Source organism: Microbacterium sp. 3J1 (genome assembly GCF_001049495.1).
Lineage (GTDB): Bacteria > Actinomycetota > Actinomycetes > Actinomycetales > Microbacteriaceae > Microbacterium.
Window position 1 is genome coordinate 161,159 of sequence record NZ_CDWI01000007.1, and the last position, 15,502, is coordinate 176,660.

Sequence of the window (15,502 nt, forward strand, 5' to 3'; positions counted from 1 at the left end):
TCGAGGCGGCGGTCTGTCACCCGCGCTTCAGCGGATGCGACGCGTCAACGCGAGCGGAGGGTCTCCGTCCACCGCGAGACCGCGTCGTCGGCGATGCGGTGGCCCGCATCGGGAACCGCGACCACCGTCACCTCGCCGGTGACGCGCACCTTGCCGTTACGGGACTCGACCTTCTCCCCGTTGACGTAGTACGTGACGCCCTCGACCCCGGTCGGCACCCTGACCTCGTCCCGCGCGGTGCCGGACCTGTCGGTGAACCTCGGCTCCTCGGGCGTGATCGGCACCGTCACCACGGGCACGCGCTCCCAGTCGAGGTCGCTCGCGAGATAGAACGACGTGTACGCGGGCTGGTTGTAGGTCGTCTGCTGGCGAGCGGTCTCGGCCCGGTACTGCAGGTCGTGCATGAGCGTCGTCAGCTTGTGGATCGTCGGCTCGGTGGTCGTGTAGAACCGCAGAGCGCTCGAGTCAGCGGTGCGCACCAGCAGCTCCTCGCGCCAGTCGCCGAGCACATCGGCGACGAGCGAGGGGTTGCCCTTCGTGCCGTTGTTCGTGCGCGTCCCGGTCGCGGTGAGGAGGTTTCCGCGAGTCCAGTCGTCGATCGTCGGCGTCTGATCGCCGCTGCCGTTGACGAGCTGCGTCGTCAGATCGCCGGACCAGCGGATCGACATGTTGGTGCCGGGGGTCGCACTGTCGAGCACCTGGCCCGCAGCGCTCAGCAGACCGCTGCCCTCGCTGCCGCCCGGCATGCTCGACCACACCTCGATCCCCGGCACGTCGGGCCGGACGTCGCCGATCATCGCGCGCCCCGTGTCTCGACCCGAGTATGCGCCGAACAGCGGTTCGCCGGTCGCGGCATCTCGGAGTACCGAGCCGAACGGAGCACTGGTCGCGCCCTCGTGAGCGGTCCAGATCTCGAGGCCCTGGCGGTTCGGATCGATGTCCGTCACGTGCAGGGCGTCTCCGTGCCCGAGCCGGACGCTCTGCCCGGGTGCCGCGCCGCCCTCGGGCAGCTCCGCGAACGAGCTGTACAACAGCGAGCCGTCGTCGTCGATCGTCGCCGATCCGTAGACGAGCTCCTGCCTGCCGTCGGCATCCACGTCGGCGAAGCTCAGCGAGTGGTCGCCCTGCGTCGTGATGGTGCCGAACTCCGGATCGGTGCCGTCGCGGCCGTGCGGAGAGTCGTTGAACGGGTTGGACATCGGCACGTGGCCGCTGTCGACGTCCCACACCTCTTTCAGGCGCTTGCCGTCCCAGTCGAAGGCGGTGACGGTCGTGCGCGTGTAGTAGCCGCGGGCGAACACGGCAGACGGATGCTGGCCGTCGAGGTATCCGACGCCCGAGAGGAACGGGTCGACGCGGTTGCCCGGTTCGATGCGCGACATCGCGTAGTCGCCCCACAGCAGACCGTCGTCACCGCGCTCGGTCGGGTAGGGGATCGTCTGCAGCTCCGCGCCGGTGGCGCTGTCGAACACGGTCAGGTACTCGGGGCCGTCGATGATGAAGCCCTCGAACTCCCGCAGCAGGTTGCGTGCGCTGCGGCTCGGGGCGTAGACGTCGATGAAGGTGGTGGCGAGCTCCTGAGCGCTCTCGCGGGTCAGCGGATACTCGTGCGTGACGGGCATTCCCCAGGCCTCCTCCAGCGTCGCCGGCCATCGGCCCGACACGACCTCCGCGCGCGTGCTCCAGCCGAGGAAGAGCTCGACCAGATGCTCCTCGTAGTCGGCGGCAGTGAGGCGGTAGTCGTCGTCGTGCGAGTAGCCGGCCCTGCGATCGTCCTTGGGCAGGGTGATGTACGCCTCGCTCGCGACCGTGCCGTCGGCCGCGTACTGCACGGACCTCGTTCCCGGCGCCGTCTTGAGCATCGTCTCGGAGCGCCCGTCGCCGTCGAAGTCGTAGACGAGGAACTGCGTGTAGTGCGCCCCGGCGCGGATGTTCACGCCGAGATCGAGGCGGTTGAGCAGCGTGCCGTCGAGCTCGTACGTGTCGAGGTAGACAGGGCCCGTGTAGCCGCGTTGCGAGACGTCCTTCGAGTTCGACGGATCCCACTTCACGACGTACTCGTACTGCCCGTCGCCGTCGACGTCGCCGACGGACACGTCGTTCGCCGAGTAGGTGTACACCTCTCCCCTCGGAGTGACGCCGTCGGCCGGCTTCTGCAGCGGAAGGTCGTGGTGCCCTTCGGCCCAGGCGGTGGCGGATGCCGAGGCGGATGCCGTCAGCTCGACGCCGTTCACGATCGGCACGACGGTGTACTCCGAGGTCGCCGAGCCGTCGGCATCCGCGTGGTTCGTGCTGTCGGTGACGGTCGCGATCCTCTCTCCGTCGCGATAGACGGCGAAGTCGGGGCCCGCGAGCCCGGTGGCCGTCGCGCCGCTCGCCTCGGTGGCGAGGAGCCGCCAGCTGAGGAAGACGCCCTCGGACGTCGAGACGGCGACGAGTCCCCGGTCGAGCGCTTCGAGCTGCGGGGTGCGCGATGCGGAGTCGTGTCGGCCGGTCGCGGCTGCGTCGATCGTCGCGGCCCCCGCGCTCTGCACGCCCCCGGCGAGGAGGCAGCCGGCCGCGGTCACCGCCACGAGGGCGCGGAACGGATGGTGTCGGATGTTCATCGTCGAAATCCTTCTCTGGGCTCTGCGCCCGTTGGGATAGCGTTTTCCCGTGCCGTCCCGAAAGTACCCCGCGCCGTCGGTGATCGTCAAGATCAGCGGAACGATCGAGACCTTCGTCCAAGGTCGAGGGCGATTAGGCTCGACATCATGTCTGCCGATACCGCGCACCGCTCCGTCCGCATCCTCACGTGGGCCGGCATCGCGACCGGGGTCGTCGGCGGGCTCCTCGTCGCCTTCCCGAACGTGCTCCCCGTCGGGGGTCCGTGGGTGCAGCTGGGCCTCGGCATCGCGACGCTCGTCCTCGCGTTCCGGGCCCGCTCGATGGGGATCGCGCACGTCGAGGGGTTCGACGGCCGCCTGTCGCTCTTCGCCGCGCTTCTCGGCTTCCTCGTCGTGTTCTTCGCAGGGCAGGTCGCCTTCGGCATCCTCGTCGACGTCGCGAACACCTGATCTAGGCTGGACCGGTGGCATCCCCGGCAGCTGACGACTATCTCAAGACCGTCTACGCGCACACCGAGTGGCAAGACGCTCCGATCACGCCGTCGGTGCTCGCCGCGAAACTCGGCATCGCGCCCTCGTCGGTCACCGAGATGGTCAAGAAGCTCGCCGCCGCGGGACTCGTCTCGCACGTGCCGTACGGCGCGGTGCGTCTGACGGACGCCGGCACCCGGCGCGCCCTGGCGATGGTGCGCCGTCATCGTCTGATCGAGACGTGGCTCGTGCAGGAGTTCGGCTACGGCTGGCACGAGGTGCACGACGAGGCCGAGGTCCTCGAGCACACCATCAGCGACCGGCTGCTCGAGGGGATCGACGAGCGCCTCGGTCGCCCGCGGTTCGACCCGCACGGCGACGCCATCCCCGATGCGAGCGGAGCGGTCGATCGGGAGCCCTTCGTGCTGCTCGCCGATGCCCCGGCCGGCCACCGGGGACGAGTGCTGCGCGTCGACGACCGCGATCCCGAGCTGCTCCGCGCGCTCGAGACGCTCGGTCTCGCGGTCGGCGCCGACGTCGCGATCACCGAGGCCGGTCTCGAACTCGGCGGAGCCGGCACCGCGCTCCCCGAGGGCGCCGCGGGAGTGGTCTGGCTCACCGCCTGACCCATCCGGATCCCGACACCTGGCTGTCACCGCCGCCCCATAGGCTGTGCACATGGGACATCGCGACGACATCGAATGCTGGCTCACCGATATGGACGGCGTGCTCGTGCATGAGAACACGGCCATCCCCGGAGCATCCGAGCTGCTCGCCGGCTGGGAACAGAACGAGATCCCCTACCTCGTGCTCACCAACAACTCCATCTTCACGGCCCGCGACCTCTCGGCCCGCCTGCGCGCGAGCGGCCTCATCGTCCCCGAGGACCGCATCTGGACCTCGGCGCTCGCCACGGCCGACTTCCTGCGTCAGCAGCTCCCGGGCGGCTCCGCCTTCGTGATCGGCGAGGCCGGCATCCTCACAGCCCTGCACGAGGCGGGGTTCATCATGACCGAGACGGATCCCGACTTCGTGGTCGTCGGCGAGACCCGCAACTACTCGTTCGAGGCCATCACCAAGGCGATCCGGCTGATCATCAGAGGCGCGCGCTTCATCGTCACGAATCCGGATGCCACGGGCCCGTCGGCCGACGGCGTGATGCCGGCCACCGGCGCGATCGCGGCCCTCATCACCAAGGCGACGGGCAAGGAGCCATATGTCGTCGGCAAGCCCAACCCGATGATGTTCCGGTCGGCACTCAACAAGATCGGCGCGCACTCGAAGAAGACCGGCATGATCGGCGACCGCATGGACACCGACATCATCGCCGGCATCGAGGCGGGACTCCACACCGTGCTCGTGATGACGGGCATCAGCGACGAGGCGGAGGTGCAGAAGTATCCCTTCCGTCCCGACGAGATCGTCGACTCGGTCGCCGACCTGCTGCCCACCGTCACCGAATCGATCCCGACGCTCGACGAGGACTGACATGGGTGCACTCGACGAGGGCGAGCGGATCAGGGCGGCGGATGCCGCGGCCTGGCGCGCCTGGCTCGAGGAGCACCACGACCGCACAGCCGGGGTCTGGCTGCTGAGCGTGCGCGGTGGGAGGGCCGACGGAGTGGGCTACGACGACGCGGTGCGCCACGCACTGTGCTTCGGCTGGATCGACGGCCCGGTGCGCACGTTCGACGACACCACGGTCGGGCAGTGGTTCTCCCCCCGACGCCGCGGCAGCGGCTGGGCGGCCACGAACAAGGCCCGGCTGGTCGAGCTGGAGGCCTCGGGACTCCTCGCGCCCGCCGGCATCCGCGTGCTCGAGGCCGCGAAGGCCGATGGCTCCTGGACCATGCTCGACGACCCGGAGGCGGGCATCGAGCCGCCGGAGCTGACCGCGGCGCTGGATGCTGCACCGGAGGCGCGTGCGAACTGGGACACGTTCCCGAAGTCGGTCAAGAAGTTCGGCCTCACGCACATCGCGATGGCGAAGCGCGCAGAGACGCGGTCCGCCCGGATCGCCAAGATCGTGGCGGATGCCGCGGAGGGGAAGCGCCCATGAACCAGTCGGACCTGCTGTTCCTCGTGCTGTTCGTGATCCTGCTGAGCTCGCTCGTGGTGTTCATCGTGCAGTTCGTCCGGTCGCGTCGCCGCGGCGACGGCTCCGACGGCGACGGCCGTGCCGGCTGGTGGGAAGGCCCCTGGGACGACGACGACCGCACACGCTGAGCGGGCGTGCTCACGCGCTCAGCGGGCGTGCGTCAGTCCAGGACGAGACTGCGTACGCGGTCGACGGGCTCCGGCATCCGCAGCGGCCCCGCGCCCGGGGCGATCGTGCCGAGGATGCGAGGCTCGCGTGCACCTGTTCCGCCCGGTGTCACTGCGGCGACGCCGTGCATCGTGCACCAGCCGATCAGCGCGAACAGGATCGCCTCCTTGCTGTCGACCGGCGCGCCGAGCTCGTCGGCGAGCACGACCTCGACGTCCGGCAGAGCGGCGCGGAGGCCCTCCATGATCAGCGGGTTGTGGCATCCGCCGCCCGACACCGCGAGAAAGCGGATGCCCGCAGCGGTGACGTCCTGCGCGACCGTGCGCACCGTGAGCTCTGTGAGAGTGCGGACGAGGTCGGGAACGGCGATCGCTCGGCCCTGACGACTCAGCCGATCCACGTGCGAGCGCACGTAGTCGAGGTGGAAGTGCTCCTTGCCCGTGCTCTTCGGAGCAGGCAGCGCGTAGTACGGGTCGGCGAGCAGCGCCGCGAGCAGCGCGTCGTCGACCGTGCCCGTACGGGCGATGGCGGCATCCGCGTCGTAGCCCCGTTCGTCGAGTCCCTCAGCGACCACGACCGCGTCGACCAGGGCGTTCGCCGGGCCGATGTCGTACGCAAACAGCCCCTGGGGCCCGACCACCGTCATGTTCGCGATGCCGCCGAGGTTCACCGCCGCCGAGACGCCGGCGCGGCCGCGCAGCAGCAGCTCGTCGAGGAACGACACCAGCGGAGCGCCGTGACCGCCGGCGGTGATGTCGCGGATGCGCACGTCCGAGACGACCGGCACGCCGACCCGCTCGGCGATCCACGCGGGCTGCCCGATCTGCAGCGTGCCGAGCGCGTGGCCCTCGTCGACCCAGTGGAAGACGGTCTGGCCGTGCGTGCACACGGCGTCCACTCCGCCTACCGCTTCGGATGCCGCGGCGGCGACGTCGGCGAAGGCCTGGCCGATCAGGGTGTCCAGCTCGCACATCTCGGCGAAGGTCGTGGGCGCCGGAGGCAGCGCAGCGACGAGTCGGGCCCGCAGCCCGGCGTCGTACGGCACGCTGTCGTCGTGCAGGACGGTGCCGCGCAGCTCGCCGTCGCTCTCCGTGAAGTCCACGACCGTGACGTCGATGCCGTCGTGAGAGGTGCCCGAGAGGAGGCCGAGAACGCGCATGCAGGGATCCCTTCGCTTAACGTCTTCGAGGGTACGCGGGATTTGTTAGGAGAACGAACGGATGCCGGGTGACTGATTCTCCTCAGCGAGGGCGAAGTTCGCGTTCTCCACCGCCACTGAGCCGAAATTACCCAGCTCAGCCTGAATATCGGTTGCCGACCATAGTCTGCTGGCATATCCGATCATCGAGCCGCAGAATGGGAGCGTGTACGTGTCTACCGAGGTCATCGCGATCGTCATCAGTGCCGCCGGCATGGTGGTGACGCTGGGAGCGAGCATGTTCGCGGGGTTCGCCTGGGTCCTGCGACGGATCGATGACCGGAGCGACGCCGTCGAAGACAAGCTCGGAGTCCGGATCGACGCCGTCGAAGACAAGCTCGGAGCCCGGATCGACGCCCTCGAAGACAAGCTCGGGGCCCGGATCGACGCCCTCGATGCAAGGCTCAGTGCGCGCATCGGTGGGGTCGAAGAGAAGCTCGGCGCCCGCATCGATGCGCTCACGGGCGAGGTCACCGGAGTGAAGATCGCGGTCGCGAGGCTCGAGGGTCCGCCGCGACACCTGGTCATCGCGAGTCACTGACTCCCGCGAGCAGCTATCGCAGCACGAGGGCGGCCGCGCCGATCAACGGCCCCTCGTCGCCCAAACCCGACCGGACCACGCGCGTTCGCCGAGAGTACTCGTGGGCGGCGCTCGCGGTGAGGGCCCGCTGCACGAGGTCGATGTAGTCGGGCGAGACGCGCGAGAAGCCCCCGCCGATCGCGACGGTGTCGAGGTCGACCAGAGTCGCGGCATCCGCCAGCGCCTCGCCGACCGCCTTCGCCGAGCGTTCGATCGCGGCGCGTGCGACGGCCACTCCCGCCGCGGCATCCCGCGCCAGGTCCTCACCGGTGGCTCCTGTCCAGCCCTGCTGCTGCGCCCACGCGGCGCTCGCGGGTCCGGAGGCGATCTCCTCGAGTGTGAGCCCGCCCTCGCGGCGCACCTGGCCGAGGTGGCCCGCGTTTCCCGTGGCTCCAGGAATGTACGCGCCGTTCACGACGAAGCCGCCGCCGACTCCGGTCGACACGACGATCGAGAGTGACGCACCGGCATCCTGCGTGGCGCCGAGCCACGACTCGGCAAGTGCCAGGGCGCCGCCGTCGTGACCCAGCACGGTCGGCACCTCTCGTCCGAGAAGAGCGGATGCCGCGACGCGCACCGCTTCCGCGAGGCCGAAGCCCCGCGCCAGAGGCATGTTCACCGGCATGATGGCGCCCGCGATGCGGTCGATCGGGCCGGCACTTCCGGCGCCCGCGCCGACGAGCTCGGCGCCTTCCGGCAGGTGTGCGAGGGCGTGCGCGATGATCGCCTGGACGGCGGCGGTCAGCGACTCGACGGTCGCCTCGCGCCCGGTCGCCTGACGGCTGCGGCTCCCCGCGACGAGCGCGCCGTCTTCACCGACGAGCGCGGCCTCCATCTTCGTGCCGCCGACGTCGACGGCGAGAGCGTAGCGGGTCACTGGGGGTCGAGTCCGAGGTCGTCGAGGTCGAACGCTGCGCGCCATTCGAGTCCCTCGGCTTCGATCGCGGCCTGCGCCCCGGTCTTGCGGTCGACGATCACGGCGACGGCGACGATCTCGGCGCCCTCCTTGCGCAGGGCCTCGACGGCCTTGAGCGCCGACTGGCCGGTCGTCGAGGTGTCTTCGAGCACGACGACGCGCTTGCCCTTGACGTCTGCACCCTCGATCTGACGACCGCGGCCGTGGTCCTTCGGCTCCTTGCGCACGACGAACGCGTCGAGCGGACGCTCGGTGGCGACCGAGGCATGCAGCACGGAATTGGCGATCGGGTCGGCGCCGAGGGTCAGGCCGCCGACGGCCACGACGTCGAGGTCGCCGATCAGGTCGAGCATGATGCGGCCGATCGCGGGGGCCGCGCGGTGGTCGAGGGTGAGCTTGCGCATGTCGACGTAGTACGTCGCCTTCTTGCCGCTCGAGAGGGTGAAGTCGCCGTGGAACACCGCCTCGTCCTTGATGAGGTCGAGGAGTGTCTGGCGGTCTGCGTCGAGTGCGGTCACGGCATCCAGTGTAGGAGGCACGGCCTAGGCTTGACGCATGCGCTTGGCCACCTGGAACGTCAACTCCATCCGCACCCGTGTCGCCCGCACCGTCGAGTTCGCCGTCCGAGAGGACATCGACGTGCTCGCGATGCAGGAGATCAAGTGCAAGCCCGAGCAGTTCCCCTACGGGCCGTTCGAAGAAGCCGGGTACCACGTCGAGGTGCACGGCCTGAACCAGTGGAACGGCGTCGCGATCGCGAGCCGTCTGCCCGTCACCGACGTCCGCACCGCGTTCGACGGCATGCCGGGCTTCGCGAAGGGCCACGAGGGTCCGGATGCTCCGCTCGAGGCGCGCGCACTGGGCGTGCTCGTCGACGGCGTGCGGGTGTGGAGCCTCTATGTGCCGAACGGCCGCTCGCTCGACGATCCTCACTACGCGTACAAGCTGCACTGGCTCGAGGAGCTGAAGAAGGCGACCGCCGCCGAGCTCGCGACGAACCCTGATCTGCCGCTCGCCCTGGTCGGCGACTTCAACATCATCCCTTTCCCTCATGACAACGGCGACCCGGGCATCGTCGAGGGCGTCTCGACCCACGTCTCCCCGCAGGAGCGCGCCGCGTTCTTCGCGCTCGAAGACGCGGGGGTCACCGACGTCGTGCGTCCGCTGCTGCCCGAGGGGTACACGTACTGGGACTACCAGCGCCTGAAGTTCCCCCGCAACGAGGGCATCCGCATCGACTTCATCCTCGGATCCCGCGCGCTCGCGGATGCCGTGCAGGGCGCCTCGATCCACCGCGAAGAGCGCAAGGGCGAGCAGCCCAGCGACCATGTCCCAGTGGTCGTGGAGCTCGACCTCGGGGGCACCGATGATGCGGATGACGACCTGCCGATGATCTTCTCCTGACCCTTCGACAGGTTCAGGGACCCATTCGATGCGCCTGATCGCGACCGACCTCGACGGCACGCTGCTGACATCGGCGTCCGAGGTGTCGCGTCGCACCCGCACGGCGCTCGATGCGGCGAGAGCCCGCGGCATCCATGTCGTCCCGGTCACCGCCAGGCAGCCGATCGGTCTGCGCGCGATCGCCGGCGGGGCGGGCTTCGACGGCTGGGCACTGTGCAGCAACGGCGCCTACGCCACGCATCTCACCGACGGGCGGATGCTGTTCGCCGAGGAGCTCCCGTCGGAGACGATCCGCACCCTGGCCGAGGCGCTGCGCGCCAGCATCCCCGGGCTGCTGTTCGCGAGCGTGCGCGAGGGCGGCGAGACCTTCGTGGCGCAGCACGGCTACGCCGAGATCGCCGACCTCTCAGACCACAAGCGCGACCCGAAGACGATGGGCGGCGTGCCGCTCGACCAGGTCCTGGCCGCTCCGAGCCTGAAGTTCGTGATCCGGCATCCGGAGCTCGCGCCGACGGCGCTCTTCGACACTCTGCGCGACCTCGGGCTCACCGGCTTCGAGGCGACACTGTCGGGCGCTCCGTTCGTCGAGGTCATGGCCGAAGGGGTGACCAAGGCGACGGGTCTCGCGAGGCTGTGCGCTCATCTCGACATCGATCGCGCCGATGTGGTCGCCTTCGGCGACGCGCTCAACGACGTCGAGATGCTGCGCTGGGCCGGGCACGGCGTCGCGATGGCGGATGCGATTGCCGTCGTACAGGACGCCGCGGATGAGACCACGACCTCGAACGATGACGACGGCGTCGCGCGGGTGATCGAGCGGATGCTCGGCTGAGTGCCCATTCCGCGAGCGGCGATTACTTACAGACGACTATCGGGCTGCCGCTGCTGATGCGAGGGCGTTCGGAGCACCATGACTTTCGCGGGTGAACCTCCTTCCGCGCAAGCGATCCGACCGCGCCGCACGTTCCTCATCTGCTCGTAACGACAACCGAAGCCGTCGTGCGCTCATCGTGATGGGGGCGACTTGTACAGCGGCGGTGGTGTTGGGTGGGGGGGGGTTCGCTCTCCGCCTCGGCGGTGCCGTTGGGGGCGAGTGTGGGGGGGTAAGTCGGTGACGGGGTCGTCGTGGCGTGCGGTGGCGCAGGCGGCGCACGCTGACGTGCTTGTCATTCTGCCAAGCACGTCGAGGGCGGTCCCGACCACCTCCCGCTCAGCCTTTGATGGCTCGCTCAGCTCGACTTCCGCAACCAGAAGATCTGATCGTTGGAGGCGCTGTCCGGGTCGTTGACGGACGTCAGGAACACCTTGATTTCCAGGGTGTCGCCCGAGGACCACACGTACGACGACCAGCCGGTCTGATCGCACGGGCCCTGCTGGATCGAGAAGACCAGCGCGTGCGACAACTCCGGGCTGACGCTGTGCCACGTCCCGGAGAAGTCGCTTCTGCGTTCCCAGTCGAGGTCGTCAACGGTCGAAGCCCCAGGGGACGTACAGACGAGATTTTCGGGCCACGCAGCTGCGTTGAACGTTCCATCATCGTTCAGGGTCAATCGGGCTGCGCCGCCGTCGTGCATCGCTCGCCACTCCCCCGGCAGCTCGCCCGGGTCGAGACCATAGGCGATATCGGTCGGAGAGCATCCTGCGATCATGAACGAGAGTGCTACCAATGCGGGCAAGAATCCACTTCGACTTCGGCTTCTGCTTGTCGTCACCAGGTAATCTCCTCTTCCCATGTGAAGGTGGGCAGCCGCACTCTGGCCAGGTGTACGCCCGCACAACCTTCCGCCACAGCCATCGCGCTCGCGCACCTCGCCATCCTCTGGGGCGCACATCAGTCGGCTGAAGGCACACCTGGCCTCGAACAGATTCGATCTCTTAAGCCTAGGGAAAAGTAGAACGACATTGCACCTACGGACGCGAGCGCCAAAAGCACGAGCACCGTCTGAACCCACTGCCAGGTGAACATATAGATCGGCACAACACCGAGTACCAGCGAGGCACCGTTCGCGGCTATTACGTGCCATCCGCGGATCACTCGGTTCACCAGTTGAGAGTTCGGACGCTCGAGCGCCCAGCTCATCAAGGCAGCCGGCATCCCACCACAAATGAAAATAACGACTGTGCCTGCAAACGCGATGACTTGCTCCATAATTGGGACTATCGATGAAGATTGAGCGTTGATCCAGAGCAATCGCGCGAGCGCGACTGCGATTGAGGTAGCAACAACTGCCGAGGTGAGCAAGGTGATCGTGAGAGCCTCAGGTCGACGTCGCGTGATCATCTTTGAGTCTCCAATATGTCAGTAAGGTTTGCAGCCCGTTCGTCCCACGTTGGTCGCGCAGCCTGGAATACCTTCATTCCGGTGAAGGTGAAGAGGTCAGCACCATGCCCGTTGGCAATTTGACTCAGGTAGACATTACCCTTCTTGTCTTCCCAGGTCGAGAACTCGATGGTAGATCCTGGCGCGTCGAAGTAGCCGTATTCGAGAACAGTGAAATTGACCGACGTGCTCGTCGTAGTCACGCCTACAACGCCGTTCGGATTAAGAAGCGGCGTCCCGGTTTTCAGATTGCATTCGGCACCATTCGAGAACGTGGGGCAGCCTTCCACACCGAAGGGGAAGATCTTGGCTGGATTCTGAGTGAACGCTCGCATGGCCTGCTCAGCCGTGAACTTCCCAACGCTGGAAATGGGATGATCATATCGGTAGCTGTAGCACCAGATTCCTGCTGGCCCAGTGCTATTGCAAGAACGCGCCTTTCCGGCGCCACCACACTTGACTTCCGGAGTAGCAGCCTTCACGCGGCATGACCAGTCTCCTACCTTGCAGTTTTGCTTGTTGCTCGACCCAGCGGACGGCTTTATCGACTTCGCGCCAGACGATGCCTTCGAACCGCCACCGTCGTTGGGCCGGTCGATGACAAACTTGAGCCCGCTCGGGTCCATGTAGGTCGCCGGGTTGTTGCCCGAGGACGTGTAGCCCGTGTTCTGCGGCGGGAGGTTCGTGTCGATCACCGGATCCACGGACAAGAACTTCCCCAGCACCGGGTCATACGTGCGGGCACCGACCGTGGTCAGACCGGCCGACGCGGTCACCGGCTTGTTCATATACCCCGTGCCACTCGACCACACCCCGTTCGACCCACCGATCGGAGCACCATACGGATCACGGAACACACGCGTGGTCGTACCTGTCGCATTCGCGAGCGTTTGCACGTCCACCGTTCCCTCCAGATTCGAGAACACCCACGTCAACGTCGTCCCCGTGGTCCCGGTCTTCGCCGATTTCTCCGCGAACAACGACGCACCCTCCACCTGTTGAATCGGATGCAGCTGTCCAAGCATTTCGTCCAGGAGAGACTCTGAGTTCTGTGCTACTGAAACGAGTTCAGCATTCCACACGCGTTGGATGACGTCTCACTCTTTGCCCACTGCCACGACGAGGTCGGCCTCGATGCCCTCGTCTCCGAGTTCGAATTCCGCTATGTGGCTACCCGCCGACTTTCCCCGTTTCGTCGATTGTTCGCGTGGCCACAAGTGCTCCCAGGAGATGCAGTTACCTCGAGGGTGGCAGGCAGCCAGGCAGGTCAATCGCCGGACTTGTCGCAGGGGCGATCACTGACGTCGCCGGAGTGATCGACGAACTTCCGATCCCTGAGTGCCTTGGGGTCGATGTTCCTGAACGCCATCTCGGCTCGCACATCAGGTCCCGACAAAACAAGGAACACGGTGATCGTGCCCGTCAAGGACGAGAGGGGAATGTCGTTGGCATGCACAACAGGAAGCCCCGCGAAAGTGGTCTCCAGATCGACCGGCATGCGTGGCGCGAACTCCACCGTGTCCTCGACATCGGCCTCCGCGGTGAGAACCGGCCACTCTCTTTCTTGCCCTTCGTCCTCCCGTATACGCGCAGACACGTATGACACTTGCATGCTCTCGTCGAGGCACTGCACCCAAGACAAGCGATCGTTGACAGAAGTCACGCTGATCGGCTGAAGCGCAAGCGGACGAGACGGCAGGATCGGAATACAGCCGACGAGCACCGCGGATGCCAGTGTTGCCGCTGCAGCGGCAACACTGGCCCTGCGTAGCGCTGCACTCAGCATGATGAGTACCTCCCTTCTTGCATACCCGCGTCGAACTCAAACCAGTTCGCGCAACCATAGCTTCCTGTGAGCACAGTCGATTTAAGTGCCTCCACCCCGTAGAGAATCGGATACAGCAGGTTCCCATGCCCGGCCCACTGCGCGGCGTGGCGCGTCTCGTGAGAAAGCAGTGCCTCAGAATTTGCCGTTCCGTCAAGCACCTCATCCTTGGAGATCTCGTTCGTCAAGAAGACGTCGCCCACAGTGGTGCCGCCCTGCTGTGCGAGCGGACTGCCTTCGCAGACGAAGAGCCCATGCCCGGGGCTGTAACCGCACTTTCCGCCTGCAATCAAGACCGAGGTGGCGGCGACGGCCGTGGCCGGAAGGTTCGCCAGACTGCGCAAGAAGCGATTGCTCACCATGGAATCGACTTTCGGGACAAAGCCCTTGATCTGCGCAACAGGATTGACCCACGCATCCTTCTTCTCGCACCTTGTTGAATTGAAAGCGCGACAAGGGTCGACCGCGCCAGACGACACCCCATCGTTCGCTCCGGGGCGGGATGCCCCTCGACATCCGACCGAGCCCCACTTGCATGACTGCTTCCCGGAGGTTGTTGTCACCGCCGGGGAATTGCCCTTGGATCACCGGATCCACGGAGAGGAACTTGCCGAGCACCGGGTCATACGTGCGGGCACCGACCGTGGTCAGACCGGTCGACGCGGTCACCGGCTTGTTCATATATCCCGTGCCACTCGACCAGACACCGTTCGACCGCCGATCGGTGCGCCGTAGGGATCGCGGGAGGTGCGGGTGGTCGTTCCGGCGGTGTTAGCGACGGTCTGCACGTCTACCGTCCCTCCAGATTCGAGAACACCCACGTCAACCTCGTCCCCGTGGTCCCGGTCTTCGCCGACTTCTCCGCAATCGGCCTACCCTCCGCACCACTGTACGTCCGCACACCCGCCACCACCGAAGAACCCGGCGCCTGCGACAACACCGTATCCCCCACGAACAACGACGCACCCTCCACCGTGCTCTTCCGCAACAGGATGCCCCATCCACGATTCGCTAGGACCGACCAGCTTGAGCGAGGTACCAGATAACCTCGTCGCTGCCACATACAGGCATGCCGAATCTGTACCAGACCACATCACCCATCGTTGGATTATAGGGACCGATGATGACCGCACCCTCTTGACTGCTTATAGTGATATTCAGATTTCGGTCTGCAGTCCATTCGGCCCGACCTGAGAAGGTCCTCATGCCAGTCAACGAAGTGCAGCCGTCGGCTGCGTCGATCTCTCCGATAGGGAATTCCGTCAGCTCTGCCACGCCGTCGCTCTTGAGTATCATCTCTCCTTTACCTGAACCCTGCCCCGAAGCTTCGGGGGTGAGCACAAGGGGAAGCCCGGCCTCAGCCTCGATGCGTGCCGCCCCCTCCTTCCTGGCGGGAAAGGAAACAACTAATACGCTGATGACGACAGTGACGGCCACGAGCAAGACAGCAACCAGCAGCCAACGAATCCTCTTCACCATCGCTAACCCTTGTTCCCGAATTCGCTGAGAATCATGTCCTGATACGCACCGAGAGGTACACCGCCTGGGTATTTGTCGGCCATCTGGTAGCCCAAAGATATCGCAGAGTCATCGAAGCTATCGATCTGCCCTGATGCATCGTCGCCAATATTCGACGCCATGATAGCTTCTTTATCTCCGACGCCGAAAGATGCCATCATGATGCCGTAATTCACGTTCCCAAATACATCCGCTCGAACCTTGCTGGAGCCGTCGCTGGTCCTCACGTAGAATTGCTGGTCAGTGCCGCCGGTGTAGCCATAGTCTTGCAGAATGTAGGGCTTCGCGTCCCAAACACCGTCGGTATGTATCATTCTCTAATTCGCAGCAACTAGTTCAGGTACTCGTGCAAGAACGAGATGCTCCGCTGGGCAGGCGTCGCCATGGCGAGTGCCGCT

The 15,502-nt window shown here is 66.4% G+C and carries 18 protein-coding genes; 8 read left to right on the top strand and 10 right to left on the bottom strand.

What is annotated here, in order from left to right; all coding sequences use genetic code 11:
• Window positions 1-44: 44 nt before the first annotated feature.
• The gene (locus BN2660_RS04225; protein ID WP_091227701.1) at window positions 45-2,606 is read right to left on the bottom strand and encodes a rhamnogalacturonan lyase; all 2,562 of its coding nucleotides are present in this window, start codon (window positions 2,604-2,606) and stop codon (window positions 45-47) included.
• A gap of 147 nt (window positions 2,607-2,753) precedes the next feature.
• Between BN2660_RS04225 and BN2660_RS04230 the strand changes: the two genes are divergently transcribed.
• The 5 genes from BN2660_RS04230 to BN2660_RS16555 are packed head-to-tail and all read left to right on the top strand — an operon-like array spanning window position 2,754 to window position 5,303.
• Window positions 2,754-3,056: a hypothetical protein gene (locus BN2660_RS04230; RefSeq protein WP_091227703.1), complete on the top strand. Its 303-nt coding sequence runs from the start codon at window positions 2,754-2,756 to the stop codon at window positions 3,054-3,056.
• A 14-nt stretch (window positions 3,057-3,070) separates the two neighbouring features.
• On the top strand, window positions 3,071-3,703 hold the full coding sequence (locus BN2660_RS04235) for a metal-dependent transcriptional regulator (RefSeq protein WP_091227705.1): 633 nt from the start codon (window positions 3,071-3,073) through the stop codon (window positions 3,701-3,703).
• 52 nt (window positions 3,704-3,755) lie between these two features.
• Entirely contained in the window at window positions 3,756-4,565 is an 810-nt protein-coding gene (locus BN2660_RS04240; protein WP_091227707.1) for an HAD-IIA family hydrolase, read from the top strand.
• Between the two features lies 1 nt (window position 4,566).
• Complete coding sequence (locus tag BN2660_RS04245; protein WP_091227710.1) at window positions 4,567-5,136, top strand: YdeI/OmpD-associated family protein; 570 nt, start codon at window positions 4,567-4,569, stop codon at window positions 5,134-5,136.
• On the top strand, window positions 5,133-5,303 hold the full coding sequence (locus BN2660_RS16555) for a hypothetical protein (protein WP_176697078.1): 171 nt from the start codon (window positions 5,133-5,135) through the stop codon (window positions 5,301-5,303). The genes BN2660_RS04245 and BN2660_RS16555 overlap by 4 nt, the downstream gene beginning before the upstream one ends.
• A 32-nt stretch (window positions 5,304-5,335) precedes the next feature.
• Here the strand turns inward: BN2660_RS16555 and BN2660_RS04250 are convergent, their stop codons facing one another.
• Complete coding sequence (locus BN2660_RS04250; RefSeq protein WP_091227713.1) at window positions 5,336-6,502, bottom strand: anhydro-N-acetylmuramic acid kinase; 1,167 nt, start codon at window positions 6,500-6,502, stop codon at window positions 5,336-5,338.
• 205 nt (window positions 6,503-6,707) lie between these two features.
• Between BN2660_RS04250 and BN2660_RS04255 the strand changes: the two genes are divergently transcribed.
• Window positions 6,708-7,082 carry an apolipoprotein A1/A4/E family protein gene (locus tag BN2660_RS04255; RefSeq protein ID WP_255305021.1) on the top strand — a complete coding sequence of 125 codons (375 nt, stop codon included), beginning with the start codon at window positions 6,708-6,710 and terminating at the stop codon, window positions 7,080-7,082.
• A 13-nt stretch (window positions 7,083-7,095) separates the two neighbouring features.
• Here the strand turns inward: BN2660_RS04255 and BN2660_RS04260 are convergent, their stop codons facing one another.
• Together BN2660_RS04260 and pyrE are read right to left on the bottom strand one after the other, a co-directional pair.
• On the bottom strand, window positions 7,096-7,998 hold the full coding sequence (locus BN2660_RS04260; protein WP_091227715.1) for an ROK family protein: 903 nt from the start codon (window positions 7,996-7,998) through the stop codon (window positions 7,096-7,098).
• The gene (gene pyrE, locus BN2660_RS04265; RefSeq protein WP_091227717.1) at window positions 7,995-8,555 is read right to left on the bottom strand and encodes an orotate phosphoribosyltransferase; all 561 of its coding nucleotides are present in this window, start codon (window positions 8,553-8,555) and stop codon (window positions 7,995-7,997) included. The genes BN2660_RS04260 and pyrE overlap by 4 nt, the downstream gene beginning before the upstream one ends.
• Before the next feature lie 37 nt (window positions 8,556-8,592).
• On the opposite strand from pyrE, the gene BN2660_RS04270 reads away from it, so the two are divergent.
• The gene (locus BN2660_RS04270) at window positions 8,593-9,441 is read left to right on the top strand and encodes an exodeoxyribonuclease III (RefSeq protein ID WP_091227720.1); all 849 of its coding nucleotides are present in this window, start codon (window positions 8,593-8,595) and stop codon (window positions 9,439-9,441) included.
• A gap of 28 nt (window positions 9,442-9,469) precedes the next feature.
• A complete protein-coding gene (locus tag BN2660_RS04275) occupies window positions 9,470-10,273 on the top strand; it encodes a Cof-type HAD-IIB family hydrolase (RefSeq protein ID WP_091227723.1) in 804 nt (267 codons plus the stop codon).
• Between the two features lie 397 nt (window positions 10,274-10,670).
• Here the strand turns inward: BN2660_RS04275 and BN2660_RS04280 are convergent, their stop codons facing one another.
• The 6 genes from BN2660_RS04280 to BN2660_RS04310 all read right to left on the bottom strand — a co-directional run bounded on the left by BN2660_RS04280 (window position 10,671) and on the right by BN2660_RS04310 (window position 15,418).
• The gene (locus BN2660_RS04280; protein WP_091227726.1) at window positions 10,671-11,090 is read right to left on the bottom strand and encodes a hypothetical protein; all 420 of its coding nucleotides are present in this window, start codon (window positions 11,088-11,090) and stop codon (window positions 10,671-10,673) included.
• A gap of 628 nt (window positions 11,091-11,718) precedes the next feature.
• Window positions 11,719-12,786 (bottom strand): RHS repeat domain-containing protein, encoded by a 1,068-nt coding sequence (locus BN2660_RS04285; RefSeq protein WP_091227729.1) that lies wholly within the window; start codon window positions 12,784-12,786, stop codon window positions 11,719-11,721.
• A gap of 242 nt (window positions 12,787-13,028) precedes the next feature.
• Window positions 13,029-13,547: a hypothetical protein gene (locus BN2660_RS04290; protein ID WP_141651234.1), complete on the bottom strand. Its 519-nt coding sequence runs from the start codon at window positions 13,545-13,547 to the stop codon at window positions 13,029-13,031.
• Entirely contained in the window at window positions 13,541-14,065 is a 525-nt protein-coding gene (locus BN2660_RS04295; RefSeq protein ID WP_141651235.1) for a hypothetical protein, read from the bottom strand. Before BN2660_RS04295 ends, BN2660_RS04290 begins: the two co-directional genes overlap by 7 nt.
• A 532-nt stretch (window positions 14,066-14,597) precedes the next feature.
• Window positions 14,598-15,065: a hypothetical protein gene (locus BN2660_RS04305; RefSeq protein ID WP_091227738.1), complete on the bottom strand. Its 468-nt coding sequence runs from the start codon at window positions 15,063-15,065 to the stop codon at window positions 14,598-14,600.
• Window positions 15,066-15,067: 2 nt separating this feature from the next.
• Window positions 15,068-15,418, bottom strand: a complete 351-nt coding sequence (locus tag BN2660_RS04310; protein ID WP_091227741.1) for a polymorphic toxin type 44 domain-containing protein — start codon at window positions 15,416-15,418, stop codon at window positions 15,068-15,070.
• Between the last annotated feature and the right edge of the window lie 84 nt (window positions 15,419-15,502).